Annotated in this window: 17 protein-coding genes and 1 pseudogene; 9 read left to right on the forward strand and 9 right to left on the reverse strand. The window is 64.3% G+C overall.

The genetic code is table 11. The annotated features are described in order from the left end of the window. The first annotated feature begins 124 nt into the window (after nucleotides 1–124). The 5 genes and pseudogenes from ACIBJI_RS26025 (at nucleotide 125) to ACIBJI_RS26045 (ending at nucleotide 4,782) form a co-directional block, all read left to right on the forward strand. Nucleotides 125–1,783, forward strand: a complete 1,659-nt coding sequence (locus ACIBJI_RS26025) for a hypothetical protein (RefSeq protein ID WP_364345680.1) — start codon at nucleotides 125–127, stop codon at nucleotides 1,781–1,783. 139 nt (nucleotides 1,784–1,922) lie between these two features. Further along, nucleotides 1,923–2,024: pseudogene (locus tag ACIBJI_RS26030) on the forward strand (LysR family transcriptional regulator); the annotation flags it as partial. Nucleotides 2,025–2,207: 183 nt separating this feature from the next. Then, nucleotides 2,208–3,257 (forward strand): alpha/beta hydrolase, encoded by a 1,050-nt coding sequence (locus ACIBJI_RS26035; protein WP_396958543.1) that lies wholly within the window; start codon nucleotides 2,208–2,210, stop codon nucleotides 3,255–3,257. A gap of 92 nt (nucleotides 3,258–3,349) precedes the next feature. After that, on the forward strand, nucleotides 3,350–3,772 hold the full coding sequence (locus ACIBJI_RS26040) for a tyrosine-type recombinase/integrase (RefSeq protein WP_364345731.1): 423 nt from the start codon (nucleotides 3,350–3,352) through the stop codon (nucleotides 3,770–3,772). A 206-nt stretch (nucleotides 3,773–3,978) separates the two neighbouring features. Continuing rightward, nucleotides 3,979–4,782: a hypothetical protein gene (locus tag ACIBJI_RS26045; RefSeq protein ID WP_364345684.1), complete on the forward strand. Its 804-nt coding sequence runs from the start codon at nucleotides 3,979–3,981 to the stop codon at nucleotides 4,780–4,782. Nucleotides 4,783–4,940: 158 nt separating this feature from the next. Here the strand turns inward: ACIBJI_RS26045 and ACIBJI_RS26050 are convergent, their stop codons facing one another. Both ACIBJI_RS26050 and ACIBJI_RS26055 read right to left on the reverse strand, forming a co-directional pair. Beyond that, nucleotides 4,941–5,561, reverse strand: coding sequence for a hypothetical protein (locus ACIBJI_RS26050; RefSeq protein ID WP_364345686.1), 621 nt, complete (start codon nucleotides 5,559–5,561; stop codon nucleotides 4,941–4,943). A gap of 34 nt (nucleotides 5,562–5,595) precedes the next feature. Next, nucleotides 5,596–6,435: a recombinase family protein gene (locus ACIBJI_RS26055; protein WP_364345688.1), complete on the reverse strand. Its 840-nt coding sequence runs from the start codon at nucleotides 6,433–6,435 to the stop codon at nucleotides 5,596–5,598. Nucleotides 6,436–6,455: 20 nt separating this feature from the next. Here ACIBJI_RS26055 and ACIBJI_RS26060 point away from each other — a divergent pair, with 20 nt between their 5' ends. Both ACIBJI_RS26060 and ACIBJI_RS26065 read left to right on the forward strand, forming a co-directional pair. Next, nucleotides 6,456–7,169 carry a helix-turn-helix domain-containing protein gene (locus tag ACIBJI_RS26060; RefSeq protein ID WP_397086265.1) on the forward strand — a complete coding sequence of 238 codons (714 nt, stop codon included), beginning with the start codon at nucleotides 6,456–6,458 and terminating at the stop codon, nucleotides 7,167–7,169. A 503-nt stretch (nucleotides 7,170–7,672) separates the two neighbouring features. Then, on the forward strand, nucleotides 7,673–8,560 hold the full coding sequence (locus ACIBJI_RS26065; protein WP_364345694.1) for an MHYT domain-containing protein: 888 nt from the start codon (nucleotides 7,673–7,675) through the stop codon (nucleotides 8,558–8,560). A 7-nt stretch (nucleotides 8,561–8,567) separates the two neighbouring features. Here the strand turns inward: ACIBJI_RS26065 and ACIBJI_RS26070 are convergent, their stop codons facing one another. From ACIBJI_RS26070 to ACIBJI_RS26100, 7 genes are all read right to left on the reverse strand, one after another. Further along, nucleotides 8,568–9,305, reverse strand: coding sequence for a glutamine amidotransferase (locus ACIBJI_RS26070; protein WP_364345696.1), 738 nt, complete (start codon nucleotides 9,303–9,305; stop codon nucleotides 8,568–8,570). Between the two features lie 25 nt (nucleotides 9,306–9,330). Further along, a complete protein-coding gene (ehuA, locus tag ACIBJI_RS26075) occupies nucleotides 9,331–10,095 on the reverse strand; it encodes an ectoine/hydroxyectoine ABC transporter ATP-binding protein EhuA (protein WP_364345733.1) in 765 nt (254 codons plus the stop codon). 4 nt (nucleotides 10,096–10,099) lie between these two features. Beyond that, nucleotides 10,100–10,768: an ectoine/hydroxyectoine ABC transporter permease subunit EhuD gene (gene ehuD / locus ACIBJI_RS26080; protein WP_396958541.1), complete on the reverse strand. Its 669-nt coding sequence runs from the start codon at nucleotides 10,766–10,768 to the stop codon at nucleotides 10,100–10,102. Continuing rightward, entirely contained in the window at nucleotides 10,768–11,493 is a 726-nt protein-coding gene (locus ACIBJI_RS26085) for an amino acid ABC transporter permease (protein WP_364345700.1), read from the reverse strand. Before ACIBJI_RS26085 ends, ehuD begins: the two co-directional genes overlap by 1 nt. A gap of 4 nt (nucleotides 11,494–11,497) precedes the next feature. Then, nucleotides 11,498–12,385, reverse strand: coding sequence for an ectoine/hydroxyectoine ABC transporter substrate-binding protein EhuB (ehuB, locus tag ACIBJI_RS26090; protein ID WP_364345702.1), 888 nt, complete (start codon nucleotides 12,383–12,385; stop codon nucleotides 11,498–11,500). 98 nt (nucleotides 12,386–12,483) lie between these two features. Continuing rightward, the gene (locus ACIBJI_RS26095) at nucleotides 12,484–13,593 is read right to left on the reverse strand and encodes a tartrate dehydrogenase (protein WP_364345735.1); all 1,110 of its coding nucleotides are present in this window, start codon (nucleotides 13,591–13,593) and stop codon (nucleotides 12,484–12,486) included. Nucleotides 13,594–13,616: 23 nt separating this feature from the next. Next, entirely contained in the window at nucleotides 13,617–15,089 is a 1,473-nt protein-coding gene (locus ACIBJI_RS26100) for an NAD-dependent succinate-semialdehyde dehydrogenase (protein WP_397086268.1), read from the reverse strand. A 123-nt stretch (nucleotides 15,090–15,212) separates the two neighbouring features. On the opposite strand from ACIBJI_RS26100, the gene ACIBJI_RS26105 reads away from it, so the two are divergent. Together ACIBJI_RS26105 and ACIBJI_RS26110 are read left to right on the forward strand one after the other, a co-directional pair. Next, complete coding sequence (locus ACIBJI_RS26105; RefSeq protein WP_364345706.1) at nucleotides 15,213–16,460, forward strand: aminotransferase class III-fold pyridoxal phosphate-dependent enzyme; 1,248 nt, start codon at nucleotides 15,213–15,215, stop codon at nucleotides 16,458–16,460. A gap of 16 nt (nucleotides 16,461–16,476) precedes the next feature. Beyond that, on the forward strand, nucleotides 16,477–16,977 hold the full coding sequence (locus tag ACIBJI_RS26110; protein WP_364345708.1) for a DUF3830 family protein: 501 nt from the start codon (nucleotides 16,477–16,479) through the stop codon (nucleotides 16,975–16,977). The last annotated feature ends 96 nt before the right edge of the window (nucleotides 16,978–17,073 follow it).

Consider the following 17,073-nt stretch of genomic DNA (forward strand, 5'->3'; position numbering starts at 1 on the left):
GGAGGCAATGTGCGGGTGCATCTGCGAGGTCCCGTGGTGAGCAGTGGTGTCGGTCGAACACCACCAGCGGTGGGAGATGATCGCGCTGTGGTGATCGGCGTCGGTCTGATCAGTGGATCACGGCGTGTCTATTGAATTACCGCATGAGGTGGCGCTGTTCCTGAATGTCATGGGTGTCCCGTATCCGGACATCGATGAGGATCAGGTGCGTGAATTGGCCACTCAGGTGCGAAATTTCGCCACGAACGTGCGCGATACGCACGAGTCGGCCACCGACACGATCCAGGATATGGGCTCGGTCTATTCGGGATACTCCTACGAGCAACTGGTCGCGACGTGGGCGCGGATGAGCGCATCGCATATGGCGGATCTGGACCGGGCATGCCATGTGGTGGCGAAGGTCCTGGACGTCACGGCGGAGGTGATCACTGCGGTGAAGGTCGCTGTACTCGCCGGATTGGCTGGGCTGGCGGCGAGTTACACGGCACTCATGGCCGCCACCGTGCCCACCATGGGTTTATCGGCCGCGCTTACCGCCGCCATCCGGGCGGCCGCGACCAAATTGGTCACCGCGATGGAGCAGATGCTGATCGGCTATATCGCCACTGAGGTGATCGGCAAGGCTATCGAACCGCTCGAGCACACCATCGAGCGCATGATCAACGGCGTCGTCTACGACGCCGCGAGTCAGCTACTGGATGTGCCGCCCGGCGGCTCGTCGACACTACCGCTGCACATAGAGCCCGATGAGGTGCTGGCTTACGCCAAGGTGCTCGATGATCACGCCGATGACCTGCTACGGCATGCGGTGACCTTCGCCGATAACGTTGCCGCACTGGATTTCAGCACATCCAACGGGCGCAATGATCTGCTCGGCCCCGGCACGAACGCCATCGGTAGTGCGCCGAGCAGATCATCGGATCCCGACACCGACCGTGAACTGGCTTCCACGCCAACGACTCCCGCCGAGTCGGCGCGGGAAAGCAGCGGGCCGATGCCGACACGAGCCACTCCGGGCGGAGCCGGCAGTGCCGATTCCCGAACCACTCTGGGCGGCGGCGATTCCCAGGCAGCGGCGACATCCGAGGACAGCAGTACCAGCATCGCACCGAAGCCAGCGGCTGCCCCTGCGGCCGGTCCAACTGTGTCCACCGCGCAGGAGCGCACCGATACCGGCGCCGTGAACACGGCCGATCCCGTGTTCGACCGCGCGGCACCAGCACCTTCACACGCAGATAGCCGTTCCCTCCCGACACCGGCCGACGCGCCACATAATTGGCGCGAGACAATCCAGCAGCTGTCGGAAGCCCCATCACATTCTGTGGAAAACGTTGCGCAGCACAACCGCTTCGTCGAACATCCACCTGCCGAGTCGAGCGCCGACACACCCGGATACATTCGATCCCCTGAACTCGGCTCCGTCGAGGAGAGTTTCGCGAACACGACCGATAGCCAGCCCAGCGCTTCGCCCGCGCAGAGTTCGCGGCAGGGTAGTCCGCCGTCGACGCCATGGCAGCGTTCCGGGCTGTCGAGCAAACAAGCAAAGGGTGCCGCGAAATCGGCTGCGAGCAACCGTGGCAAACAGCGCGCCACCGATCCGGCAACCGGTACAGCGAAAAGGACCCCGTGGTCGAAGAAGCCCAAGCCCACTCCGGTCACCGATCCCACGGTGTTCGCACCCAACACCGCACGCCCGGCGCCTGCGCTCCCAGCCGATACCCCCGCGGCCGCACCGGAGCCACACAACAACGCTGCCGATCGCTCCGCTTTGCCACCGATATGAGCGCACCGCAGTGGCGTGGCTTGTACCTGCTGGACGGTTCGGCGCGATGAGCCGTCCACACAGGGTGGTGTGAGTAGGGGCTGCGGCGGCTGGTTTTATGGAGTCGACCGGATCGCTATATCGAGGATGAGCCGTTGAGCTGCGCCAATTGCGCTACTTCGTGACCATGGCCGAGGAGTTGCATTTCGGGCGGGCGGCCGAGCGGCTGCATATCGCGCAACCGCCGGTGAGTCCCTCTTTGCTGGCCAGGAACACGTTCCTTCCCATATGCAGGAAACGGTGATTCATCGTTTCTACTCGGAGAGTGTCTTGTAATTCCGGAAAGTCCGCGCAGCGGACCGTTGACAACAACCCAGGGGATAAACGGAACAAATCGGACGAAGACAGCGACAATGGTGCGGGGTGGCCGACATGGCGGCGTCTTGTGGTGCAGCGGCTGCGGGCGTGGCGGGCCGCCAGTGCGGCTGCCGCGGTCATGGGATTGGCTATTCTGGCGACCGGGGCGGCTGCCGCGGAGCCGCCGACCTCTGGTCCGGAACTCGGCCCGCCGGGCGGATACCAAGCACCCGCTGAGAACACTGGTCTACCCGCCCGGCCGGTCATCGACCGGATCGAGCCGATCACCGACCGGTGGCTGCGGGTGTTCGTGCGGTCACCGGCGATGAACCGGGTCGTGCAGGTGCAGGTGCTGCTACCCGTCGACCGCAGCCGGCCCCGACCCGCCCTATACCTTCTCGACGGGCGCGGTGCCCCCGAGAGCGCCAGCAGTTGGACCGAGCACGGGCATGCCGTGGATTTCTTCGCCGACAAGAACGTCAACGTCGTGCTGACCACCGGGGGACCGGCCAACCTCTACACCGACTGGCAACACCGCGACCCCGTCCTGGGCACCAACAAATGGGAAACCTTCCTCACCCGCGAACTGCCCCCACTGATCGACGCTCGGTTCGAGGGCAACGGACGCAACGCCATCGAAGGCGTGTCGATGGGCGGCGAAGCCGCGATGATGCTCACCGTGCGCAACCCGGGCCTGTACCGGGCGGTGGCCGCGCACAGCGGCTGCTACACCCTCGCCTCCGGGCCCGGCCAAGCCCAGGCTCGCGCGATCGTAGAAACCTACGGCGGCGACCCGGACAACATGTTCGGCCCACCGAATGATCCCGATTGGCTCGCCCACGACGTCATGACCCACGCGGCAGCATTGCGCGGCACCGCGATCTACCTGTCCAGCGGCAGCGGCGTCCCCGGCGAGCACGACACACCCGGGCAAGTCGACTTGCCCGAAGCCATCACTGTCGGCGGCCCCCTCGAGGCTGGGGCCTTCGCCTGCGCTGTGGCCCTCGCCGACCGGCTCACTCGACTCGAGATCCCGGCGACGGTGAACCTGCGGCCCACCGGCACCCACTCCTGGCCCTACTGGGCCGACGAACTGGTCCGGTCCTGGCCCACCATCGCCCACGCACTCGGCAACTGACACGAAGACCTGCCGACGGCCCCGGGGGTGCACGAAGCGTCCAGCCGTAAAAGAAGAAGCGATTCGAAAGACGAGGATCTCCCGACTACCACCTGGACCACGACGACGAGCACGTACGCGTGCATGGCAAAGGCGGCACGGTACGCACCGTGCTGCTGGACGACCGCGGCTACGTCGCCCTGGTGAAGCTGTATCTGGCGCGGGCGGGCTACACGTCCGGGCCGATGGTCCGTGCCAGCATCAACGGCAAAGGCGGCCCGCTGTCCTACTCGGCGGCCCACAACCGCTGGCAGTCGTACTGCACTGCAACAGGTGTGGCGATAGAAATCCATCAACTGCGTCACAGTCACGCCACGGAGCTGATCAATTCCGGGGTCTCCATCGAGGTGGTGCGCAAACGCCTCGGTCACGCCTCCACCGAGACCACGCAGATCTACACCCTGCTCGCCGACAAGATCGCCGACGACGAGATCCGCGCCGCGCGGCGCCGCCGCGACACCCGCTCGCGCCGGTAGCTCGGCGGCGAGAAACTCAGATCACCGCTGTGGCGTTGAGGTCTACCCAACTCGGCGACCCGCGCCCCCACGTCAAAGGCAAACTCCGCGAGTACATCCCGCTCTGATCCCGTTTGCGGCTGGTGACACGATCCTTACCGGCACCCCGTAACGGCTGTAACGCTCGGAACGTCTTCTTCGAAAAAAAGACCGATTGGTTTTTCTCTATGGACGGTCTGGCAGCTATGCAGGTGAACAACGAGCTGATCGTGGCTATTCGGCGCGCTGCCGACGACGTCACTCGTGCACTCGTCGACCATGGGGCGACGGCCCTCGCGGGAGTGATGCGGCAGACGGGTGGACGGCTGCAGAGGACGATGGGCGAGCTTGGTGACATGGACCACGCTCTGGGAACGCAGTTGGCTGCATACGCAGAACCCAGGGGATCGACTGGCAACTCGTCCCGGCGAGAGGGAGACGGCTTCGCATGGTTCCCACCGAGGCTGGCGCGGTCCGAGCGGATCAACCGAGAGATCGACGACTGCCTGACCAGGGTGAATCCCCATTTCGACTCGGCCGATCCGCGACGAAGTAACAACTGTGTGGCCGTGTCGACCGCGTACGAGTTGCGTCGGCGAGGATACGACGTGGAGGCAGGGCAGGTGCCATTCCCGTTCGAGGCTGGGTTCCCGCACAGTATTACCGAGATTGCCTGGGCGCGACGGTTCACTGCGGTGCTCCAACGGAGCCATCTGCACGAGGCATTCCAGCAACCCGGTTCACGCGGGATCGTCATTGTGGACTGGCCTCCGGGGCGGCGCGTCGACCTTGGCGATTCCCATGTGTTCAACATCGAACACGTACCCGGTACCGGGATACGCGTCGTCGACGGACAGCCCAACCCTCCGCTGACAGACGCCACAAAGCATATCCGCGAAGCGGCAGCATTGCGGTATCTGCGGGTGGACGATCTGGCCGATCCTGCACCGAGCATCGTCAACTACCTCGGAATACATACTGCGCGTCAATAACCAGTGGGGTGATTGCCCCACCCCCAAGCTGTCAGCCCCGGAGCCCTGAAGCTGGCCTGAGCCACAAAGTGACTTCGCGCGCCACCTGATTGGCCTTCGGTGGCTAGCCGGGAATTGGGTCGGTTGGTCATGTCGAATGCCTGTTTAGAGTGGTGAAGTTAAGCCATCAGCAGCCGATTGGGTGCCGGAACCCCGCAGCGATCGAGCATCGGTGCGTCGACACGACACAGACACCGGACCAGTGCGGGAACAGCAGCCGAGCAGGGCGTTCGCAACGGCGCGACATCAGCACGGACTCGCCGCAGAACCATCGCAGTGCGGAGCACTTCGAACATCAGTGCAGACGACTCCGAACATCGACAAGCTCCGTCGCGATCGATCGGGTTCTCGTACTCGGCGATCACCTGCTGTGCAACGTACATCTCCAACGCGCCCGCGTCCCGGAACACCCGCCCGCACCCACACGCCACCCGAGCGGAATCCTTCGCCCGGCACCCATACCGGCGCTGCACAACGGTGTTGCCGTTCTTGCGTTCACGCTCCAACAGTGAACCCACCACGCGCCGCAATACTGCCCCGCCCGCGCGCTGGTTTCGGGCCATTTCCCGCCGCACTCGGCCAGCCCCGGTCAGCCAATACTCGCCGTTACGCTGCCGGGGACGATCCGGGGCCTTCAACCGGCGATGCGCGGTCAACGCCGCCCGCATCGCGTCGTGCTCGGTGCGGGTGAAAATCCCCGGCCACTGCGCACGATGACGGGTACCGGTCCGTGCGTGCACGCGAATCCCGTTACCTTCCGGGTTGTTCAAGCACTCACACCGGGCACCGGTCGCATCCCTGTGCTCGCCCAGGTCGTAGACCACATACGCCTTCCAACAACAGCAGGTGAGACAGCTTGCCCACCCGCCACAGCCGACCCCCGGACGTGGTGATCCCCCGCGCCTTCCAATCGGTGACGATCGCAGTCTGAGATTCGCCGTTGATCACCCGGTCCCGGCCCTCCTCCAACACCGCGACCTCTTCGGCCCGTAACGCACACCGATCCAAAATGTTGGCACCGGTAATCGGGTGTGTGCCAACAACTTTGCCATACCCGAACCGGCGCGAACCGCCCTGCATCACCCCCTTCGCGGCCTCCTCACCCATCCGATCCAGAAGGTTCTCGGTGTTGGTTTCCCGATACTCGGCCGCTTCGGCGAACTTCACCATGAAATTCTTCCGGCCCGTGCCCGTGCCCGTGGTCAGGTCGTAGCCGGTGTCCTTCACGAACGCATACCGCACCCCCTCATCACGCCCCAGCTTCATCAACTCGTTGCCCAGGTCGTAATCACGAGTCAACCGCGCCACATCACGCGCCAGCACGACCTTCGCCGGACCGCGTTCGACTAACGTCAACACCGCCCGCAACGCCGGACGATCCGCGCCATCGCCGGACAGATCGTTGTCACAGAAAATCCGCGCCAACCGCAGACCCTTCCGGGCCGCGTAGGCGACCTCGTTCTTGGCCTGCAACTGCACCCCCTCCGCACGGTCCTTCTCATCACGGGAGATACGGACATAGCCGTACACCCACTCCGCAGGATCAACCCCCGCCGCCAACCCAGCATTGACCTCCACAAGCCACGCCGGTTCCGTATACGTGGTCCTAGTCATGCCACGAAGCTACGGAAGGAATGTATAGCGAACAGCTCGCTGGAGTGAGTATCGCCCACTACACGCGCCTGGAGCAGGGCAAGAGTGAGAGCGTGTCGGACGAGGTCCTACAAGCAATCAGCGCGGCGCTGCGCCTGGACGTGGACGAATCGGCATACCTGCACCGGATCGCACGACGTCCGCGACCGTGCGCGCAGGAAACCTCATCGACGGATATGCCGGTGGGCCTGCGTTATCTGCTGGATTCGTTCGTGATGACACCGGCGTTGATGGTCGGTCGTCACACCCAGATCATCGGGTGGAACCGACTCGCAGTCGCGGTGTTCGGCGACTTCGCCGCACTCCCCCACGAGCGGCGCACCCTCTCACACCTGTTGTTCACCGAACCCCACCTGCGTGAATTGCTCGGAACCGGTTGGGATCAGGCGGCACTCGCGCATGTGGCGCATCTGCGTGTTCTGCTCGGACGCTATCGCGGACACACCGAACTCACGGCGCACATCGAGAACATGCAAGAGCTGAGCCCGGACTTCGCACGGATGTGCGCCGAGCACCCGGTCGCGCAGGTACGCAACCGGACGTACGCGTTGCACCACCCGGTCGTGGGCGAGCTGACCCTGCACGGCGAACTCATCGCACTGCCCGACGCTCCGTCGTGCTGTGGCCTCGATCTGTTCGCCGCCGAGCCGGGTTCGGCATCCGAACAGGCGCTACGGGAACTCGGCAATCCGTAGCCCGGCTCGGTTGGTTCGTCGCGCATGAGATCGCGGCCCGGCTGCGCCTGACAAGCGAGCCGGTGCAGCCGGTTTTGCTCGACAGCGCCCCGGCGGTGCAGCAGCTCGCGCCGCCCGACGCGCTCACCCCGGGTGAGGTGCACCAGAGCTCCTACACGTCGATTCGACCGTGTGAAGCGCCCACGAGGCTGCCACCGCGCGCGGCGCGGCAGTCTGACGGGCGCGCCCGGCTCCCCGAACTGAACGCTGGCCGATTGCTCCGTCGGAAACTATCCGTTAGCTGTGAATCTGGGACCGGAGCTGGCCATGAGCGCCCGACCTGGCTATTGTCAGCGGCTGGCGGAAATGCCAGTGTAAATTTCCGCAGATCGTGAGGTTCCGCCCGATGTTCATTGGTTTACTGTCACTGCGCTCGACAGGCAGCTGGCCGCCGCCGACCGTTAGCGGGTCGCCCCTGCTGACCAGCAAGCCGCAACGGCACGACTGGTGACCGGGGTGTACGCATGCTAGAACTCGATCATTTCAGCCATGGCTGGTTGACCCCGGTCATGGCCTACCTCGTGTCCTTTATCGGCTCCGCGCTCGCCCTCCGTTGTGTGGTACACGCTCGGTCCTCCGATTGGCCGGCTGGATGGCTCGCCACCGCCGCCGTCTCGCTCGGGGGCGCGGGCATTTGGGTCATGCATTTCACCGCCATGCTCGGGTTCTCCATCCACGGCGCCACCATTCGCTACGACGTCCCGATGACACTGCTCAGCGCGGTCATCGCGATCTTGGTCGTCTGGGTCGGGCTATCGATCGTGGTACACGGTCGAAACGAACTCGTGGCACTGCCGATCGGCGGCGCGGTCACGGGTATCGGCGTGGCCGCCATGCATTACCTGGGCATGTACGCGATGAAAACCACCGCCCACGTCGAATACGACCGCAAAACGGTAGCGGTGTCGGTCGTGATCGCGGTGGTCGCGGCCACCGCCGCATTGTGGTTCATGCTGCATGTCCGCGGTCTGTTCGCCACCATAGGCGCAGCGCTGATCATGGGTGTCGCGGTGTGCGGAATGCACTACGTCGGAATGACCTCGATGCACGCCAGCCATTCCGACCACCAGGTCGGCGGCGGCATCGATCCGCTCCAACTGGTGACACCGCTGATCGTGACCGTCACGATGGTCATCATGATGCTGATGGTGGTCGTCGGACTCGCCGAGATCGACGAACGCAGCACCCGCGAAGCGCTGTCCGTCCGGCGCGAACCCCGCGAACCATCGGCGACGACAACCGGAGCCTGGCCGGTAATCACCGACGTACGCCACGAATCCCCCAGCTGGGGGCTGCGTAACAGCTCGCAGACCGAATACCGAAATCGCCATCGCCTCGACTCCGATCGGTAATCGGGCCCTACCCGCGGCAGTACCGCGCGATGAATCGGCTCAGAATCACGCTGGGCACCGTGATCGATTCCCGATGACCGAGCTCGATCAGATCCTCGGCCTGATCCGGTTCGAAATAGCCCGCGTGCCGGTAAACCTCGATGCGCAACGCCAGTCCATCGCTGTCCAATTCGGGATGGAATTGGGTCGCGTACACGTGCTCACCGACACGAATCATCTGCACCGGGCAATCGGCCGATCCGGCCAGCAGCACCGCACCGGGCGGCACCTCCTGACAGGCTTCCTTATGGCCGACGAACGCTCGGAATGTTCGCGGAATACCCACTAGCAGCGGATCCGCGCGGCCGGGCTCGGTCAGATCGATGGTCTGTGCGCCGACCGGTTCACCGTATTGCTGAACGCTCACCTCGCCACCGAGTACGTCCGCGAGGATGCCCAATCCGTAGCAGGCGCCCAGATACGGGAAATCCCGGCCGACGATCTCGGTCATCAGCTTCTTCAGCTTGGGTTCGAATGTCCGCTGGTATCCGTATTTCTCCGCGTCCGGACTGCTGACATTGCTCGGCCCGCCACCGACGATGACCGCCGAGTAATCGTCGAGGTCGATATCCGGGAATTCCTGGTCCATCTGCACCCGGACCGTGTCATCCTCGTCGAGGTCGGCCATACGCAGGACGGCGCGGTATTCGTCATCTGCGGCGGGTCGCTCCGGCCGCAACTGCAGGACTAGACACGGCTTGGTCATGCTTCAGATTGTGGAAGATCGGCGGTCAGTTTTCATCCAAGACCGCACGTAAGAATTCACGAGTCCGATCGTGCCGGGGGTCGGTGAAGATCTGTTCCGGATCACCGTCCTCGAGCACCCGTCCGGCGTCGAACATCATTACCCGATCGGAAACCTTTCGGGCGAACTGCATTTCGTGGGTCACGCAAAGGAACGTGATCTCGGTATCGGCCGCGATATCGGCCAGCAGATGCAGTACTCCGGTCACCAGCTCCGGGTCGAGCGCCGAGGTCACCTCGTCGAGCAGCAGCACTTCCGGCTCCATGGCCAGCGCCCTGGCAATGGCGACACGCTGCTGCTGGCCGCCGGACAGGTGCGCGGGACGGGCGTCGATTTTGTCGGTGAGCCCGACCAGTTCGAGCAGCTTTCGCGCCCGCTCCTCGGCGGCGTCCTTGGACTGGCCGAGACCACGGATCGGGCCTTCGGTGACGTTGCGCAGTACGGTCATATTCGGGAACAGATTGAACTGCTGGAAGACCATACCGATCTTGCGCCGCATCCGGCGCAGGTGCGCCGGACCGGCGGGCACCAGTTTGTCGCCGCGCCGCTGATGGCTGAACAACTCCGCGCCGACCTCTATAGTGCCCGCGTCTATCCGTTCCAGTCCCATGAGCAGCCGCAGAATGGTGGTCTTACCGGAACCGGACGGCCCGATCAAGGTGACGAATTCGCCTGGCGCAATGGCGAAATCGAGTTCGTCCAGACACACTGTCGCGCCGTAGCGCTTTTCCACACCGGTGAACCGGATCATCGGTTCAGACACGTCGTTCCAACTTTCGTACCAGGATCGAGCACGGATAGCTCAGCGCGAGGAAGGTCAGACCGGCCGCGAACCAGGCCTCGGGGCCCGCGCCACCGGTATCGGCCGCGTATTCGGTTTTGACTTGATAGACCATGTCGAGAATGACGATCGAGGACAACAGCGGCACCTCTTTGAACATGGCGATCGTGTAATTGCCCAGCGCGGGCAGCACCCGCGGCACCGCCTGCGGCAGAATCACATCGACCCAGGTGCGCGTGCGCGGCAGATTCAACGCCGTGGCCGCCTCCCATTGCGCGGCGGGCACCGCGTCGATGCCCGCGCGGAACACCTCCGAGGTGTAGCAGGCATAGTGCACACCGAGTGCGGTCACACCGACGATCAGACGTTGGGTGTCGATGGAAAACCCACCGAGCAGATCCGGGCGCAGCACCCAGTAGAGGAAGAAAATCTGCACCAGAAGCGGTGTACTGCGGATGAATTCGATGAATGCCCAGAGCAGTTGATCGACCACCGGAATCCGCAGCCGTCGGAGCACCGCGAAGATCAGACCGAGTACATAGGCGACCACGGATCCCAGCAGGGTGAACTGGATCGTGACGAGCAGCCCGTCCCAAATGAACGGAAAGGCATCGAAGAAGCGGTCCCACCGCCATTTCTCCATCAGACCCCCACATGTGCCGAGAGTCGAATACTCGATCGCTTCGGTCGCCGCCCGACCCGCCGAGCCGCCAACAGCTCCAGCACCCGCATGATCACCGTGACCACCACCGCGATGAGCAGGTACACGACCAGCTGGATCCCGTAGATGAGACCGAGTTCGCGAGAGAATGCCGGCACCGCACGCAATTCATCGGCCTTCTTGAAGACCTCCGGCACCGCGATAAAGCTCAGCAGCGCGGTGGCTTTCACGAGTTGGATGAACAGATTGTTGAACGACGGCAGCATTTCCACTACCGCCTGCGGCAGGACCACCCGCCACATGCGTTGCGCCGGTGAAAGATTCAATGCGATCGCGGCCTCGACCTGCGACTGCGGCACCGATCCGATCGCACCACGGACGATTTCGGCACCGTAGGCACCGTGGTTGAGACCGAGCACGATGATGCCGATGACCAGCAGCCCCTTCGCCGTCGCACCCAGCGATACGCCGAAGAAGATCGGTATCGCCACCGCGAAGAAGAACAGCTGCACCACCTCCGAGCTGCCCCGGAATCCCTCCACATAGATGCGGGTGACCAACCGCACCGGCAGATACGGCGAAAGCATGGCGATCCCGGCGGCAAAGGACAGCACAACGGTCAGCGCGATGCCGCCGACTGCCGCCCACAGCGTGAAGGGAAGACCCTGGAGTACTCGCTCGAGGTAGGTCGAGAAATGCGACGACACGAGGTCAAGCCGTGCAGTACTGCTCGGCCGTGGCCGCCGGATCCGCCTCGTTCGCCTTGGTCAGGCCGAACGGCTCCACCAGCTTCAACCATTCACCGCTTTCGTGCAGTGCGCGCAGCTCGCGGTTGAAGTCCTCGCGGAACTTGTCGTCGCCGATGCGGAAGTTGAAGGTGCCGACGTCGGGCTTATTGCCGAAGCGGAAGGACGGGCCGACCGCCAATTTGGCATCCGGATTATTCTTCACCAGCCATGCGGCGGTCACATCGAGCATTGCCGCGCCGTAGACGTCCTTGTTGCGCACCGCACGCAGGATGTCGTCCTGTTTGGCCATCGGCTCGACGAGTTGGGATGGCACACCCGAGGACTGCGCGTAGCCGTTCTCGACCGCACCACCCAGGGTGGCGATCCGGACGTTCTCCCGGGTGATGTCCTCGAAGCGGTTGATATTGCGCGGGTTACCTTCCGGCACAAGGAATGACGAACCGACTTGGTAGTCGGGAGTGGCGAATGCGGAGCTCTCACATCGCTTCGGATTGATGAACATCCCCGCCGCGACGAATGCGTAGTTCTTGGCCCGGACGCCGTCGATCAGTCCGTCGAAATCGGTGACCACGCCTTCGACTTCATTGATGCCGAGGCGTTTCAATACCGCGCGTGCGACGGTCGGCGCATATCCGGTCAGCTGGCCGTCCGCACCGAGGAATGCCCACGGCGCTTCATTGGCGAAACCGACCTTGATCTTGCCCGAGGATTTCGCATCCTCGTAGGTCACCGCCGCGGCATCGTCGCCGCCCAATCCACAGCCCGCTACCACCACGAGGCTGGCCGCGGCAATCGTGGCGGCCATGGCGCGACGCAATCGCTTGCGCGCACCTCCGAATTCGAACTTCATGACCCCGTCCTTCCGCAGACACGCGAGTCGCCTCATGATTGCGGAGGAACTTTGCGATCGTCCTGCCGAATTCTTTGCGATCACATGACGATGCGGATCTATGGTTGCGCGAATATCGAACCGGTCTCGACCAATTCGGCCGCACGGCTTGCAATGGCGCTGCCGAGCTCACCGGTCGTCGCGGTGCCACCGAGATCAGGTGTGCGAATTCGACCTTCGCGCAGGACATCACAGACGGCGCGATCGACCGCCGCGGCGGCGGCACGTTCGCCCAAGTGCTCCAACAGCATTGCTCCAGCGAGAATCTGCGCGACCGGATTCGCAATGCCCTTTCCGGCGATATCGGGCGCACTACCGTGTACCGCCTCGAACATCGACGGGGCCGTGCGCTCGGGATTGATATTGCCTGATGGGGCCAGGCCGAGTCCACCGGTTACCGCGGCGGCGAGGTCGGACAGAATGTCGCCGAACAGATTCGATGCGACGATCACATCGAGCCGATCCGGATGCAGCACGATTTCGGCGGCCAGCGCGTCGACATGTAGCTGCCGCGTCTGCACCTGCGGATATTCCGCGGCAACGCGCTCGAAGATGCTGTCCCAGTACGGCATCGAGTGCAGCAGCCCGTTCGATTTGGTCGCCGAGCACAGTCGGCCGTCGCGTTCGAGGGCACGTTCGAAGGCGTAGCGGATGATCCGTTCGCAGCCGACCCGGGTGAAGATCGATTCCTGCCGGACGAATTCGTCGGTGCGGCCGGGATGGTGCATGCCACCGATCGCGGAGTATTCGCCCTCGGAATTCTCCCGCACGATCAGGATGTCCAGGTCTTCGGCGGTGCGGTCGCGCAAGGCCGATTCGGTGCCGGGCAGCAGCCGGACCGGGCGCAGATTCACGTACTGACCGAAGGCCCGACGCAGCGGAATCAGCAAACCCCACAGCGAAATATGATCGGGCACACCGGGAAAGCCGACCGCACCGAGCAAGATCGCGTCGAATCCGGCCAGCTGACCAGATGCGTCGGGGGGCATCATCGCTCCGGTGCGCAGGTAATTCTCACAGGACCAGTCGAATTCGGTCCATTCGATGCCGGGCAGCACCGCATCGAGTACCGCAACGGCCTCGGCGGTGACATCGACCCCGATGCCGTCACCAGGAATGGTAGCGATCCGATAGTTGGGCCCACCCGTCGCCCGAGCGCCACCCCACATGGAATCGCTTCGCGATGCTGTACTCATATTCGCACTCCGATGTATTTGGTCTCCAGGAATTCATCTATGCCGGTGAGTCCGCCCTCACGGCCGAGCCCGGATTCTTTCACGCCGCCGAACGGTGCGGCGGGATTGGAGACTACCCCCTGATTCAGACCGACCATGCCGGTTTCCAGCGCCTCGCACACCCGCAGTCCACGCCGCAGATTTTCGGTGAATACATAGCCCACCAATCCGTAAGGCGTGTTATTCGCGCGCGCCACGACCTCGGCTTCGGTATCGAAGGCCGCGATCGCCGCGACCGGTCCGAAGATTTCGGTGTGGCACATCTCGGCGTCATCGGGCACATCGGTCAATACCGTTGCGGAATAGAAGTTTCCGAGCCCCTCCAGTGCCGCGCCACCGGTGCGCACGGTGGCCCCGCGGCCGACCGCATCGGCAACCAGACTGGTCACCTTAGCCACCGCATCGGCGTCGATCAGCGGACCGACTACGACTCCCGGCTCGGTCCCGCGCCCCATCGGCAGCGCCGCCAGCCGGTCCGCGAGTCGATTCGCGAATTCGTCAACAATGCTGCGCTGCACGAAGATTCGGTTCGCGGCAGTACACGCCTGCCCGATATTGCGCATCTTCGCCGCGAGCGCACCCTCGACGGCCTCATCGAGATCCGCGTCGTCGAATACGATGAACGGCGCATTGCCACCGAGCTCCATCGAGGTGCGCATCACGGTCCGCGCGCACTGCTCGAGCAGTAGCTTCCCGACGGCGGTCGAACCGGTGAACGACAGCTTGCGTGAACGGTTATCCAGAATCATCGGCGTCATCACTGCCCCCGGATCGGATGTGGTGATCACATTGACGACACCCGCCGGAACACCGACCCGATCCAGAATGTCGGCCAGCGCCAGCATCGAAAGCGGTGTCTGCTCAGCGGGCTTCACGATGCAGGTGCATCCCGCGGCCAGTGCCGGACCAATCTTGCGGGTCCCCATGGCCATCGGGAAGTTCCATGGCGTGACGAGCAGGCTGGGACCGACCGGCTGTCTGGTCACCAGGAAGCGCGAACCACCCGCCGGCGCCGGCATATACCCGCCATCCAGCCGAACAGCCTCTTCGGCGAACCATCGAAAAAACTCTGCCGCATAAGCGATTTCACCGCACGCCTCGGCCAGCGGCTTTCCCATTTCCAATGTCATGATCAGCGCGAGTCGTTCGGTATCGGCGAGCAGCGCCCGGTGCGCTTCCATGAGGATGTCACTGCGCTGTCTCGGCGTCGTTCGCGCCCACTGCGCCTGTGCCCGGTCGGCCGCGGCAAGGGCGTCCAGCCCGTCGGTCGAATCGGCATCGGCCACCTCGCACAGCAACTGGCCGGTCGCTGGATCGGTGACTTGAAACGTCGCGGCTGTCGCGCGCCATCCGCCGTCGATGAACAGTCCGGTCGCAACCGTGTCGATCGCGGCGCGTTCGGCTGCGGTCAGGGCGGTTTCGGTGAGCATGTGGGCTCCTTTTCATTCCCGACGCGGCCTTCGGCCATTGCTGCGAACCCCGTGCCCATGTTATGCATATTGTCAACAATCCGACAATAGACAACCACCGGATACGCGCCCGGGAGGCGGATCATGACCGAGCTATCCCCCGTTCTCAAACAAGCCACCCCGGTCACCGTCGACCACGGATCGGGCTGCTACCTCTACGGCACCGACGGCCGCCGCTATCTCGACTTCACCGCGGGCATCGGCGTCACCAGCACCGGCCACTGCCACCCGCACGTCGTCGCCGCGGCCCAAGCACAAGTCGCCAGCCTGATCCACGGCCAATACACCACCGTCATGCACCGGCCGCTGCTCGAACTCATCGAGCGACTCGGCACCGTGCTGCCCGAAGGTCTGGACACACTGTTCTTCGCCAACTCCGGCAGCGAGGCGGTCGAGGCCGCGCTGCGCCTGGCCCGCCAGGCCACCGGACGGCCGAATATCGTTGTCTTCCAAGGCGGTTTCCACGGTCGCACCGTCGCGGCCGCGACCATGACGACCTCGGGCACCCGCTTCTCCGCCGGGTTCAGCCCGCTGATGTCCGGTGTGCACGTGGCGCCGTTCCCCACCGCCTTCCGCTACGGCTGGACCGAAGCCGAGGCCACCGCCTTCGCGCTGCGCGAACTCGATTACCTGTTCGCCACCGTCACCTCCCCCGCCGAGACCGCCGCATTCGTGGTCGAGCCGATGCTCGGCGAGGGCGGCTACATCCCCGGCAATGCCACGTTCTTCCGCGGGCTGCGCGAACGCGCGGACCGGCACGGCATTCTGCTCATCTTCGACGAGATCCAGACCGGCTTCGGCCGGACCGGAAAGTTTTTCGGACATCAGCACTTCGACGTCCGACCCGATGTCATCACCATCGCGAAGGGCCTGGCCAGTGGGTTCCCGCTGTCCGGAATCGCGGCTGCGCGCGAGCTGATGGCCAAGGCTTGGCCGGGCTCGCAGGGCGGCACCTACGGCGGCAATGCGGTGGCGTGCGCGGCGGCGGTCGCCACACTCGAGGTGATCCAATCGGAAGGGTTGGTGGACAACGCCGCCGCGCGCGGAGCGCAACTGCTGACCGGACTGCGCGAGGGCGCCACCAAGGCGATCGGCGATGTGCGCGGACTCGGATTGCTCTGCGGCACCGAATTCACCACCGCCACAGGCGAACCCGACACGGCGACGGCCGCCGCGGCGCAGCGGCTCGCGGTCGAGAAGGGGCTGCTGCTGCTCACCTGCGGTGCGTATATGAATGTGGTGCGGATGATCCCGCCGCTGATCGTGACCGAAACCCAGATCGACGACGCACTCGCGATCTGGTCGACCGTGCTCGCCGAACTCCCCGCGTGACCAGGAGGCAGAACCCATGGCCCGCTATATCTCGATCACACTGACCAAGGCGGGCGTGACCTGCCGAGCCCGACTGCTCGACGCCGAAGCACCCCAGACCTGCTCGGCGGTGTGGGATGCGCTGCCCCAGGAAGGCGACGCATTCCACGCCAAGTACGCCCGCAACGAGGTCTATACGCTGCTGCCCCGGATCGCCGCGGCACCACATCGGGAGAACCCGACGGTCACCCCGATTCCGGGTGATGTGTGCCTGTTCGATTTCGAAGCATGGGAGATCGGCAATCCGGCCTACGGCTACGAGCCCGGTACGGCGGCGCACCATGAGCAGGGCGCTACCGACCTCGCTTTGTTCTACGGCCGCAACAACTTACTTATCAATGGCGATCTGGGCTGGGTGCCCGGCAATGTCTTCGCCACCATCGAAGAGGGCCTCACCGATATCGCGACGGCGTGCAACGCACTCTGGCTGCACGGCGTCCAGGGCGAAACCCTGGCGTTTGCCCGCGGCTCTGTTTGATTTGCCGCGCCTTCGGCGCGGCGGGTTCGCGGCCCCCTGGTGTCTCGCGTCCGAGCCGTCGAGACTCGCGACTTCGTCGCATGCGCTTCGACGGCT

The organism is Nocardia sp. NPDC050408, from assembly GCF_044458905.1.
Classification (GTDB): Bacteria; Actinomycetota; Actinomycetes; order Mycobacteriales; family Mycobacteriaceae; genus Nocardia.